At 38.3% G+C, this 13249-nt stretch carries 10 protein-coding genes; 2 read left to right on the forward strand and 8 right to left on the reverse strand.

Features of this window, described 5'->3' with window-relative positions; translation table 11 throughout:
* Positions 1-45: 45 nt before the first annotated feature.
* The 4 genes from RV13_RS07745 to RV13_RS07760 are packed head-to-tail and all read right to left on the reverse strand — an operon-like array spanning position 46 to position 2840.
* Positions 46-969 (reverse strand): tetratricopeptide repeat protein, encoded by a 924-nt coding sequence (locus RV13_RS07745; RefSeq protein ID WP_010745002.1) that lies wholly within the window; start codon positions 967-969, stop codon positions 46-48.
* A complete protein-coding gene (locus tag RV13_RS07750; RefSeq protein ID WP_010745003.1) occupies positions 966-1511 on the reverse strand; it encodes an RDD family protein in 546 nt (181 codons plus the stop codon). The genes RV13_RS07745 and RV13_RS07750 overlap by 4 nt, the downstream gene beginning before the upstream one ends.
* Before the next feature lie 2 nt (positions 1512-1513).
* Positions 1514-2542: a signal peptide peptidase SppA gene (gene sppA / locus RV13_RS07755; protein WP_010745004.1), complete on the reverse strand. Its 1029-nt coding sequence runs from the start codon at positions 2540-2542 to the stop codon at positions 1514-1516.
* Positions 2543-2552: 10 nt separating this feature from the next.
* Positions 2553-2840, reverse strand: coding sequence for a hypothetical protein (locus RV13_RS07760; protein WP_010745005.1), 288 nt, complete (start codon positions 2838-2840; stop codon positions 2553-2555).
* Positions 2841-3317: 477 nt separating this feature from the next.
* Between RV13_RS07760 and glmS the strand changes: the two genes are divergently transcribed.
* Positions 3318-5126: a glutamine--fructose-6-phosphate transaminase (isomerizing) gene (gene glmS / locus RV13_RS07765; RefSeq protein WP_010745006.1), complete on the forward strand. Its 1809-nt coding sequence runs from the start codon at positions 3318-3320 to the stop codon at positions 5124-5126.
* Positions 5127-5210: 84 nt separating this feature from the next.
* Here glmS and glmM read toward each other — a convergent pair whose 3' ends face one another.
* The 4 genes from glmM to nifJ all read right to left on the reverse strand — a co-directional run bounded on the left by glmM (position 5211) and on the right by nifJ (position 12444).
* The gene (gene glmM, locus RV13_RS07770) at positions 5211-6566 is read right to left on the reverse strand and encodes a phosphoglucosamine mutase (protein WP_010745007.1); all 1356 of its coding nucleotides are present in this window, start codon (positions 6564-6566) and stop codon (positions 5211-5213) included.
* A 23-nt stretch (positions 6567-6589) separates the two neighbouring features.
* Complete coding sequence (locus RV13_RS07775) at positions 6590-7690, reverse strand: CdaR family protein (RefSeq protein ID WP_060789511.1); 1101 nt, start codon at positions 7688-7690, stop codon at positions 6590-6592.
* Positions 7687-8571 (reverse strand): diadenylate cyclase CdaA, encoded by an 885-nt coding sequence (cdaA, locus tag RV13_RS07780; RefSeq protein WP_010745009.1) that lies wholly within the window; start codon positions 8569-8571, stop codon positions 7687-7689. Before cdaA ends, RV13_RS07775 begins: the two co-directional genes overlap by 4 nt.
* Before the next feature lie 201 nt (positions 8572-8772).
* Positions 8773-12444 (reverse strand): pyruvate:ferredoxin (flavodoxin) oxidoreductase, encoded by a 3672-nt coding sequence (gene nifJ, locus RV13_RS07785; protein ID WP_010745010.1) that lies wholly within the window; start codon positions 12442-12444, stop codon positions 8773-8775.
* A 279-nt stretch (positions 12445-12723) separates the two neighbouring features.
* On the opposite strand from nifJ, the gene RV13_RS07790 reads away from it, so the two are divergent.
* Positions 12724-13239: a thioredoxin domain-containing protein gene (locus RV13_RS07790; RefSeq protein WP_010745011.1), complete on the forward strand. Its 516-nt coding sequence runs from the start codon at positions 12724-12726 to the stop codon at positions 13237-13239.
* Positions 13240-13249 lie beyond the last annotated feature (10 nt).

The following is a 13249-nucleotide window of genomic DNA, read 5'->3' on the forward strand; positions in this document are numbered from 1 at the left end:
ACTGATTATGAATTGTAAATATAAAGCTTTTACTCTAGGCATTTTTTAATGATAATCGAACATAAGTTGTTTTATTTTCATACGCACGCTTTCGATCACTTCATCAAGTGGTTTTGAGCATTCCGAATACTCGGATAGATAACTGGACACCCAAGCATCCGGTTTCATGAACGAACTTTGAAGAGGGTATAAAAAAGCCATTTCTAGTTTTACTTGCTCCATTAAACTCGCTAACAAGATTGGATTCTCGTCTTCTAACTCCTCACTCAGGTATTTTTCAATTCTTTTTTGCAGCGTATCGTCAAATCCAGAATAAGCAGGAGATAATTCTACAATTTCATCTTGTATGGTTAGATAACGCACACTTTCAGATACCCCTACACGTGCTAAACTTTCGAATAAATAACTTCGAACCAATGGTGCAATTCGTCTGTCTATCATATACAATTTAGACAAAGTTTGTAGCCGATCTACAGGCAGCTGCCTAATCCTTCGAACTAGGGTTAATTGCTCGAGCGCATTCATGGTTGGAAGCAGATTCAGCTCATCCTCAAGTTGTTTGAAAACTGCTTGTTGCTGATGTTGGTAAAACCTCTCTTGATCATCAATTCGTGTCAACCAGATATCTCTTTGCTCTTCTGTCAACTGTTTCATCTTTTGGGCACGCCATAAAAATTCTCTAGCTTCATAAAATTTTTGTGCATATAATTGAATTTGTAGAAACAAATCGATTGTATCCAGAGTTTCTAAGTAACTATCTGGCATTTCATCTGCAAACAGTAATGCTTCAGAAAATTCTCCTTGTTCCAAAGCCATGCTAGCAATTAAGAAGTTAAGCTTAGCTGTTGGCTTCTCTTTATAAGCCTGTTTATAGTTTTCTAACGCTTCTAGATAATTCCCTGCGGAAAAAGCCTTTTCCGCAAGCGTTAAGTAATACTGATCATTGTTTGGAAAATCTATTGGATTCATTTCTGTACAAAGCCCTCTCTAGCTGCTAATAGGTTTAGTGTCACAACACTCGTATCTGAAAAATAATCACCTATGTGTTGCTTATTGGGGGTAAAAATAGTGACAAGGTATCCTAACATAAAAATAGAGCCACGCAGAACAAAACGACAGGCACCTTCACGGACTAAAACCGTTGGCCAACTCAGTTCCTCTTCCTCAAAACAGATAACTCTGATTCCAAAAACCATTTTTCCTATTGTTTGTCCATGATTTAGTTTTGTCAATAAAATAAAATACGCTAAGTATACGAGTAATGATAAAAATCCGTAAAGACTAAGTAATTCCTCGCTTTTAGACACCCCGATTAGATTTGCAGGGAACCCTATAATGATTCCTATTAGGGCTGTAATACAAGCTAAATCCAATAGATAAGCAAAAAAACGAATCCAGAAACCAGCATAAAAATAGTCTGGGTAATCATGAAATTGATGTTGACGCTGTTTTTTTTCTAACAATTGTGTCACTGGTCCCACTGCTGGTCTTTGATTAGTTTCTTCCTCCATTATTATTCACCTCCATATAAATACATTGCTTTAGGTGCTTGTGGAGTTCCAATACTTTTTACAATATTTGTCATCAATTCCTCTTGCGAAGGCTTAAGACCTTGCATATCTGCTAAATTGTTTCCTAACCATGTATTCATGAAATTAGTAGTTCCACTTTTGTATGAAATGACTTTCGCTCCAGTCAGACCTTCATTTCGTTTAAGCGCGATCAAAGCCTGATCAGGATATCCAATTTCATCTACCAAACCGTTATCGAGGGCCTGTGCCCCATCATAGATCCTTCCGTCTGCCAATTTCCTTACCTTTGCTTCATCCATATTACGCCCTTCAGCAACAGTCTTAACAAATCGACTATACATGCTGTCAACAAAGGACTGCAAAACTTCTTTATCTTCTTTTGTTTGCGGACGCGAAGACGAACCAATGTCTTTAAGCGCACCACTTTTAACTGTTGCATCTGTGATTCCAAGTTTTTCCATCAGTCCAGAATAATTAACACTTGACATGATGACCCCAATAGATCCGGTCATCGTATCCTCAGAGGCAAAAATCCGATCAGAGTTAGCGGCAATATAATAACCACCGCTAGCAGCTTGACTCTCCATAGAAGCATAAATCGGAATTTTCTTGTCCTTTTGAATTTCTTTCAAAGCACGAGTGATTTCTGCCGTTTCATAAACAGAGCCACCTGGAGAATTTATCTCTAATAAAATGCCTTTAACAGTTGAATCATCCTTAATTTTCTCTAGCTGTTTCATAAACGAAGTATGATTATAGCCGCCAGTTGAAAACAACCCACTTGTGCCATCATTAATGATGGTGCCCTCTACTTCTAATTTAGCAATTTTTTCTGTGTCTGATCCTTCTTCAACGGTCTCTTCTTGAGGCTCATTGTTTCCATACAATAGTTCATTCACTTGACTGAGTTCCTTTTTGCTTTCACTACTACGGCTGATTGATGAAGAAATTGCTGAAAAGATTAACAACACTACCGCAATACCAATTGCAACCCAACGTCTCTTATTCATTTTCTACCTCCTAGTATAAGTTACGAATAATTACTACTTTTTCTATCGGTCCATCAGCATTCATTTTTTCTGCTTTTTCTACTAAAGAATAGCCCCCGAAAAGCTCATGTGTTAATGGATCTTCAATATTAAAGGTTTGAGCTTCCTCAATACTTAAAGCATCCGGGCTGATTTCTTGAATGCTATCCCAGCCTGTATCTAAAAAAATTTTTGTTTCGTTGTTCACTTCGGGATTATTCGTAATTTTTTCTAAAAACTTACGTAAATCGCCAACAGTTAAGTTTTCTGGTTGATTCATTTTATTTTCTCCTCTCCGTTTATTCTGTGAAAATTGATTTCCCGTAATATTTTTTATCATAATAAACGTCTTTAGCAAGCTATAAAAAAAGTGGTTAAAAGATGCCTATTAAATGATACTTTTCTATTTTACCCTATTCTTTCAATAGATGAAACGCAGAAGGCATTTTGCTTTTTGCATTTCAATTTCACAAATATCATATATACCAATTCGTTTAAAATAAAAAAACATTTGACTACAAGCGAAGTTTATATTATATTAATCATTGTTTCCGATGTTAAAACAAAAAAATCTTAAATGTACCAATAAGATAGCGCCAGACCTTTTAAAGGTGACGAGGAAGAAGCTAATCGAAATATTCGGCGGGTGGCTTCAGGGCAGCTGTACTCTACAGACTATTACAAAAACTTTTTTAAAGAACAAAGAAATGGTCATACAGCTCGGAAACATATAATGACAGGAAAGTAGGAAGACATTATGTGTGGAATTGTAGGAATTGTGGGAAATGAGCAAGCAACAAGTATTTTAGTAAATGGTTTAGAGAAATTGGAGTATCGCGGGTATGATTCTGCCGGTATTTTCGTGGCTGACGAAAAAGAAGATTTCTTAATTAAGTCACAAGGTCGTATTAAAGAGCTAGCTGAAAAGATTGGCTCTGGAGTCCATGGTTCCATTGGCATTGGGCATACACGCTGGGCAACACATGGGGAGCCTAGTGAAGAAAACGCACACCCTCACACTTCACAAAGTAAACGTTTTGTATTGGTTCACAATGGTGTAATTGAAAATTATGATGAATTGAAGGAAAAATATTTAACAGATGATACCTTTTACGGTGAAACAGACACAGAAATCGCTGTTCATTTAGTTGAGTATTTCGCAAATCAAGGACTTTCAACCAAAGATGCTTTTCGGAAAGCTCTCAAAGAAATTCATGGGTCATATGCCTTTGGGTTAATTGATAAGAAAGACCGGGAGACAATCTTTGTCGGAAAGAACAAAAGCCCCTTATTAATTGGCTTAGGCGACGGATTCAATGTTGTTTGTAGCGATGCAATGGCGATGTTAGAACAAACCAATCAATTCGTCGAGATTAACGATGGCGAAATGGTTATTGTAACAAGTGATCACGTAGAGATTGAAGATGCTGCCGGCAACGAAGTCCAACGTGCCCCTTACGAAGCAAAAATTGATCTTTCCGATATGGAAAAAGGAACTTATCCATATTACATGTTGAAAGAAATTGATGAACAACCTGCTACGATGCGCCGGATCATCAGTGAATACACCGATGAAACAGGAACCGTCGTGATCGAAGATGAGTTGTTGCAGAGTTTACTAAACAGCGACCGTATTTACATTGTCGCTTGCGGAACAAGTAACAATGCGGGTTGGGCAAGTAAACAAATTATTGAAGGCTTGGCTAACATTCCCGTTGAAATTCATTTATCTAGCGAGTTTGGATATAATATGCCATTGCTTTCAGAAAAGCCTTTCTTTATCTACTTAACGCAAAGTGGAGAAACTGCAGATAGCCGTCAAGTTTTAGTAAAAACCAATGAATTAGGACACCCTTCTCTTACTGTAACAAATGTAGCAGGTTCAACATTATCTCGTGAAGCTAGCTACACCATGTTGCTACATGCAGGTCCAGAGATTGCAGTAGCTTCTACCAAGGCTTATACTGCGCAAATTGCAGCTTTGACGGTTTTAGCCAAAGCTGTAGGTGAAGCAAAGGGAGTTTCTGCTGCTAAAGAATTCGACTTAACAAAGGAATTAGGCATTGCAGCTAATGCGATGGATGTCATGATCGCTGAAAAAGCTATGATCGAAGAAATTGCTGAAGAATATTTGGCAACAACTCGTAATGCATTTTATATTGGTCGTTCTGAAGATTACTATGTTTCTATGGAAGTTGCTTTGAAGCTAAAGGAAATTTCTTATATTCAGGCGGAAGGCTTTGCCGCTGGTGAATTGAAACACGGAACAATCGCATTGGTCGAAGAAGGAACACCTGTTATCGGCATCATTACCGAAGCTGTTACTGCTCCTCACACACGAGGAAATCTCCGTGAAGTTGAAAGTCGCGGCGCTCATACACTAGTAATAGCTTCAGAAGAATTAAGTAAAGATGGTGACCAAATCATTTTACCTATAGTTCACCAATTCTTACGTCCGCTTGTTTCTGTTATCCCAGGACAATTAATTGCCTACTATGCAACATTATTACGCGGCTACGATGTTGATAAACCTCGTAATTTGGCAAAATCAGTAACAGTTGAATAATTGAATAAATTAAAAGGTTGAGAAAAATTTCTCAACCTTTTTTATGCAGAAAAACGCCCGACTAAAAAAGTCGGACGTTTATTATTAATCTAATCCAATTTCATCTCGAACAACAGCTGCGATTTTTTCAACATAGTAATCAACCTTTTCATCTGTTGGTGCTTCTGCCATGACACGTAGTAATGGTTCTGTGCCTGAAGGACGAACGAGAATTCGACCATCGCCATTCATTTCTGCTTCTGCCTCTTCAATCGCTTGTTTTATAGCGGGAACATCCATCGCTCCGTACTTATCGCTTACTCGAATGTTCACTAACTTTTGCGGATAAATAGTTACTTCACTAGCTAGCTCAGAGAGCTTTTTACCAGTTTGCTTCATAATGTTCAATAGCTGAACACCGGTTAACATTCCGTCACCTGTCGTATTATAATCTAAGAATAAAACATGTCCAGATTGTTCCCCACCAAGATTGTAATCATTTTTACGCATTTCCTCAACAACATATCTATCACCGACCTGCGTGATGACATCTTCAAGACCAATCTCTTCAATTGCCTTATGGAATCCTAAATTACTCATTACTGTAGTAACTACAGTATTTTTTTTCAATCGTTTACGTTCAGCTAAATATTTCGCACAAATATACATAATTCGATCACCATCGACAATATTGCCGAGTTCGTCAACAGCAATTACACGATCGCCATCTCCATCAAATGCTAAACCAGCATCTGCACCTTTTTCAACAACTAATTTAGCTAATGCTTCTGGATGAGTAGAACCTACTCCGGCATTGATATTTAACCCATTAGGTGATGTACCCATTGTATAAAAATCTGTTTCTAAATCTGCAAACAGACGATTAACGCTAGTAGATGTGGCACCATTTGCAGCATCAACACAAACAGTTAACCCGGATAAATCTCCTGAAATTGTTTGTACTAAGAATTGTGAATACTTCAGAAGTCCTTCATGAAACTCATCCAATGTCCCAAGCCCTTCGGCTGAAGGACGAGGTAATGTATCTTCCTCCGCATCAATTAAAGCCTCAATCTCAGCTTCTTGTTCATCAACAAGTTTAAATCCATCACCGCCAAAAAACTTAATCCCATTATCTTCAGCTGGATTATGAGAAGCAGAAATCATCACTCCTGCAGAAGCCTTCTGCAGTCTTGTCAAATAAGCAACTCCTGGTGTAGAAATGACACCAAGTTGAAATACTTCGATACCTACAGATAATAATCCAGAAATCAAAGCTGTTTCTAGTAACTCTCCAGAAATTCGAGTGTCACGCCCTACTAATACACGTGGACGCCCTTCACTTTCATGATGTTGACTTAAAACATAACCACCACAACGTCCTAACTTAAATGCTAGTTCAGGTGTTAACTCCTTATTCGCGATTCCTCTTACTCCATCTGTTCCAAAATATTTACCCATTAAATTATATTTCCCTTCTTCATCTAGTTAGTAGATTGATTTGTCGAATCTTCTTGACTGTTTGTTGTCTGTGTAGCACTTGTTTCAGAAGATCTGGAAGCGTCGTCTGATTCTGCTACATCTTCAGTCGTCGACGAACTAGAATGATTTGTACTGTTAGTTTCCGATCCTTGGGACTTCTTAAAGACAGGAGTTACTTGTGCACTCACTGTTTTAGGATTTATTTGATAGTCCCCAGAAGGTACATCAATAAACTTTTTTACAGTCCCTTGGATTCGACTCACATCGACTGGAATGCCGATACTGTCTATTTGATCAATTACTGACTGCACACCAGTAATTGTTACCTTTGTACGATTCAAGTCTATTTTGACGCTTTCTACATCCGAAGGCAAGTCCCCTTCTTGGATAGGGTAGATCGACACTTCTTTACTAGGCGTTTGAATCTCAAAATTAACTGTTACATTTTGTGGATCAGACTGAATTGGCAGTGCTTCTCCACTAGCATTTAACGCCTGAATAGGCGCTTGTATACTAGCTTGATCTGTGGTCAACTTACTACTGTCAACCGAAGCAACAACACGATCAATTTCCTTCATAGTATTTTCGCCAGTAGTAATTTCAACCTTTTCAGGCTGTATAGACATTTCCCCGATTTTCAGCCCATTATTACTAGTTGTACTGCTTAAGATTGGGGATACGTCAAATTCTTTCTTTACCTTTTTCTCGATAGTCACAGAAATTTTTTCTGGTTCTATCGTGGCAAAAAGAGAGCTCGATAAATTTTTTGTTTTTAGCCGAATCTCGTGGGTTCCAGAAGACAGATTTCTTAAATCTGCAACAACACTGAAATCCCTTGTGTCAGGATCTACTTCTTTATTCAATTGTATGCGGTTAGCCCCGCTTAATTTAACCGATACATTCGATGAAAAACCATGAACAAAGTATTCATTTGAATCATAAAGGACATTTATAGGAACGTTTTGAATAGATTCCTCGTAGTTTGTTTCAGACGAAATTAACTGACTAAAATTTTGACTATTTACATTAAAAAATAGAATTAAACTAAACACCAATGAGATCAGCATATATGGGGCATTGCTTTTTTTAAACTTAATTCTCATTTTTGTCCTCCTTTAGTCAACCCTTCGAAAAAGGTTTGCAGAAGACTCTTCTTGCTGGCATTTTTTTCATCTGGCAATAACTCTCTACGCATTACAGCGAGATACTCTTCTTGAGACAAATCGTGAAGAAAATCATTATTCAGCGTGATACTAACCCCACCTGTTTCTTCAGATACAATAAATGTCAACGCATCACTGACCTCGCTGATACCTACCGCGGCTCGATGTCGAGTACCAAACTCTTTGGGAATCAACATACTGTCCGATAATGGGAGATATGCCGAAGCAACCGCGATTTTTCCATTTTTTACAATAACTGCACCATCATGTAACGGCGTATTCGGTATAAATATATTGATCAGTAGTTCTCCGGTAATATCTGCATCCAGAGCAATCCCAGTCTCGATATATTCTTCTAGTCCTGTAAAACGTTGGATCGTTACTAACGCACCAATTTTCCTTTTTGACATATATTGAATCGCTTTGTCAAACGCAAGGATCATTCGCTCGTCGTCACGTTCTTCCTTTTTTGATGTTTTAAAGAATGAACTGCGACCTAAATGTTCCAAACCGCGTCGGACCTCTGGTTGAAAAATAACAATCGCCGCAATTACACCATAGGTAATGATTTGATTCATCAACCAAGACAATGTATGCAGACCAATCAATTCAGCAACGATTCGAATCCCAATAAAAATCGCCACACCTTTGATCAGTTGGACTGCCTTCGTTCCGCGAACAAGTTCAAACAAACGATAAATCAAAAACCAGACAACAAATATATCTAAAAGGTTGACGATGATATCCCAGGTTGAAAGATTCTCAGAAAAAAAGCTAAGCCAATATTCCGGTTTGAATAATTCAATTAGACGATTAGGCATAGATAACCTCTCTTTCTATCCAAAATTCTCTACAATTATACCACAGTGGTACAGGTCTAGCATAAAATTTAAGAAGGAAAGAAGGAGCCTTAATAAACAAAGACTCCTTCTCCTACTACTGTTTAATTTCTTCTATAATAATTTTGATGGTTACATGCTTTCTTATCTTACTATCTTAATATAACGACAACATCCAAAAAGTTATTGGTTTCTTTTTTCAGCGCGAGCAGCTCTGCGAGCGGCACGCCGGGCTGCTGCTTCTGGATCAGCTTTCCGCTCACTTTTTACTTTCTTTTCACTAGTAGTCTTCGTTACTTCAAGTTTTGTTCCTTCTAATTTCGCACGAATTTTTTCTTCCTGTCCCGCCATACGTGCATAGTTATAAAAACGTGTTTGAGCATCGTTTACTGTTTTTTGGTATAGGCGCTGTGCATCGTCAGGCTGAACTCTTTCTAGTGCTGAGAAGCGTGTCTGCTGTTTCATAAAGCCAATCATATCATCAAAGTTTGGTTTTTTATAATCCAACGTCATTGGGTTCTTTCCTTTTTCACGTTGAATTGGATTGTAACGATACAATGACCAATAACCAGAATTTACTGCATCTTTGGCCTCTTGTAAAGTTTTGCTCATTCCACCGCGCAAGCCATGATTAATACATGGTGTATAAGCAATAATCAAAGAAGGTCCTGGGAATTTTTCAGCTTCTTCCAGAGCTTTGATTGTCTGCATTTGATTAGCTCCTGAAGCGATTTGTGCAACATAAACATTGCCATATGTCATCGCCATCATTCCTAAATCCTTCTTAGATTGATATTTACCACCCGCTGAGAATTTTGCGATGGCAGAAGCTGGTGTTGCTTTAGATGTTTGACCGCCGGTGTTCGAATATACTTCATTATCCATTACTAAGATATTTACATCTGCTCCACTAGCTAATATATGGTCAATACCACCGAAACCAATATCGTACGCCCAACCATCTCCGCCAAACATCCATTGGCTAGTTTTGACAAATAAGTCACGGTTGTCATAGATCTCAGCTAGTTTAGCATTCTCCAACCCTTCTGCTTCAAGCGCTGAAGTTAACTTAGCTGCTCTTTGCTGAGTTCCATCAGATTCATACATATGATCCATCCAGTCTTCCATTAACTCCCGTAAATCATCAGAAACCATATTTAGAACGTCATTAATTTTATCTGCTAATTCTTTACGTCGGGTTTGATTTGCCAAAAACATTCCATATCCATATTCAGCATTATCCTCGAACAATGAGTTAGACCACGCTGGCCCTTGACCTTTTTCGTTTGTTGTGTAAGGACTAACGGGGGCAGCCGCTCCCCAAATAGATGAACAGCCTGTCGCATTTGCAATCATCATCCGATCACCAAACATTTGTGTCATTAATTTCACATAAGGTGTTTCACCACAACCTGCACATGCTCCCGAGAATTCAAGCAGTGGTTGATTGAACTGTGAACCTAAAACGGAATTTGTTTTTGCTGGATTTGCCTTTTGCTTTAATGTCATTGAAAAGGCCCAATTGATTGCTTGTTCCTTCTCTTCTTCAAATGGTTTCATAACTAGTGCTTTGCCTTTAGCTGGACATGCTTCGACACAAAGACCACAGCCAGTACAGTCTTCAACTGAAACTTGAATACGATACTTCAAGCCATCGGCACCGCGCATTTCTCGGACGATGTATCCTTCTGGTGCTTCTTCCATTTCTTCTTCATCTGCCAAAAATGGGCGAATAGCCGCATGAGGACATACAAATGAACATTCGTTACACATTGTACAACGATCGCTAATCCAATGAGGAACCTCTAATGCCACCCCGCGTTTTTCAAATTTTGTGGTACCTGTTGGTATGGTTCCATCTGTCATGCCGTTTGCTACAAGGTCATTAACAGTAAGTGCATCTCCTCGTTGAGAATTGATCGGTTCAACAATTTGTTCAACATATTGTGGCACGGGAGATTTCCGTACATGGGCAGGCGTTTCAATGGTTTTCCACGTTTTAGGAATCTGTACCTGATGCAATAATTCAACGGTTTGATCAATCGCCGCAATATTCTTTTCTACGATTTCCAGTGATTTACGGCGGTAGCTTTTATCGGCTTCAGATTTTAAAATCTCTATCACTTCATCAAATGGGATAATGCCCGTCAAACTAAAGAATGCTGTTTGCATCACTGTGTTGATCCGCGAACCAAGCCCGACTTCCATGGCTAATTTAGCAGCATTAATTGTGTAAAATCTAATATTATTCTCGGCGATATAGCGTTTCATCTTAGCAGGTAATAATTTATCAATCTGCCCATCATTCCACATAGTATTCATTAAGAATATCCCGCCTGGTTTCAATCCTTTCAGCAAGTCATAGGTGTGAATATAAGCAGGTGTATGACAGGCGATAAAATCAGCACTTTCGACAAGATAGGTCGAGCGAATAGGTGTATCTCCGAAGCGCAAATGTGAAACAGTCAATCCGCCTGATTTTTTTGAATCATAGCTAAAATAACCTTGCGCATATTTGTTCGTATGATCTCCGATAATTTTAATTGCTGATTTATTTGCCCCCACTGTTCCGTCTGAACCAAAACCCCAGAATTTTGCCTGATAAGTATTAGGGTTCGTCAAGTCAAGGGTTCCCTTTGTTTCGAGCGACATATTAGTTACATCATCAACAATACCGATAGTAAAACGCTTTTTGGTTTTTCCTTTCTCTTTTAACAATTCACCATATACAGCAATAATTTGGTCTGGTGTGACATCCTTAGAGCCTAAACCAAAACGTCCACCGATGATTCTAGGACGGATATCCGCTTCATACATGACGCCTTGAACGTCTAATAATAATGGCTCACCATCAGCTCCAGGCTCTTTTGAACGATCCAAAACAGCAATAGACTTCACAGAATTTGGAAGCTTTTCTAAAAAGTTCTCGGTTGGGAACGGACGATACAAATGAATATTTAAAAAACCAACTTTCCGACCATTAGCATTTAAATAGTCCACCGTTTGTTCGATCGTTTGTGCCACAGAACCCATTGCTACAATGACTTCTTCCGCATTTTCTGCCCCGTAATAAGTAACCAAATCATATTGAGTACCACGGAGTTTATTGATTTCAAACATATATTTTTGAACGATTGCTGGCAATTCATCGTAATAACGATTGACTGTTTCGCGTTGTTGAAAATGTATATCAGGATTCTGATTCGTCCCACTGATTGTTGGATGATTTGGATTCATGCTTCGCTTACGGAATGCTCTTAACTTTTCTTGATCAACAAGCGGCGCCAATTCTTCATAGTCTAATACCTCAACCTTTTGAATCTCATGACTAGTACGAAAACCGTCAAAAAAGTTCATGAATGGGATGCTGCCTTCAATAGCTGCTAGATGCGCCACCGCAGACAAATCCATTACTTCTTGTACACTGCTCTCCTGTAGCATCGCGAATCCTGTTTGGCGTGCCGCCATTACATCTCCATGATCTCCAAAAATATTTAACGCATTTGTTGTAACTGCGCGACTAGCCACATGAAAAACGGCTGGCAGTAACTCTCCTGCCATTTTATACATGTTTGGAATCATTAGTAATAATCCTTGCGATGCAGTATAAGTAGTTGTTAGTGCACCCGTTTTAAGCGCACCATGAACAACACCTGCGGCACCCGCCTCTGATTGCATTTCAGTAATTGATACCGGTTGACCAAATATATTTTTCTTTCCCTCTGAAGACCATTGGTCCACAAGTTCAGCCATTGTTGAGCTAGGAGTGATTGGATAAATTGCAGCTAACTCAGTAAATGCATATGAAATGTAAGCTGCTGCTGTATTTCCATCCATCGTTTTTTTCTTACGCATAGTTCTCCTCCTTATTGTAATTCGTCCTTTTTTCTTGGAAAAGACAACGATTCTATTGTTTTGTAACATTTCATTTAAGTGGTAAAATGACAGCTAAAAAATTGGCTTACCTCAAAATAGAAATCTTAACCTTATAATCTTTATAACAACGGATTTATTATAAACTAAGCTGAGTTATTTTCAAACAGACGTTTCAATCTTTTTAACTTATTTATATCAAAAGAGTTTGTTTTCTTTAGAATCTTTTGTAAACTAGACTATGAAAGGACGTGTTTATTCATGGATATTTCTATAATAAAAGCAAACTTAGTAAATGATTTCAATGGAATTAAAATTGGATCAGACACTGCGCCAAAGCGTTTAATTGAATTTATTAACCTACGATGTCCCTACTGCAAACAATGGTTTGAGGAATCCTATGAAACGCTGAGTGAAGCGGTCGAAGAAGGCAAAGTTCAACGTGTTATCAAGTTATTAGATAAAGATAAAATTAGCTTACAGCGCGGAAATGTAATGCACGAATATATTGACAATAATCCTGCCAAGGCTATGATTCAAATCAGACAAGCTTTTGAAACACAAGAAAATTGGCAAGACCTTGCTTTAGAAGCTGTAGCTGAGTATGCTGAAAAAACATTGAGCTTTATTCAACAAGCAAACCAAAATCTGCAAGGAGAAATCCGCAATGAGGCAGCCCAAGCAAACATTCAATTCGTACCAACCATTGTATTAGGTGATCATATTTTTGACGAATCCATTGATGAAGCAACTTTAAAAGCTTACATTGCTGAATAAACAGAAAAAA

Source organism: Enterococcus raffinosus (assembly GCF_001886185.1).
GTDB classification, from domain to species: domain Bacteria; phylum Bacillota; class Bacilli; order Lactobacillales; family Enterococcaceae; genus Enterococcus_A; species Enterococcus_A raffinosus.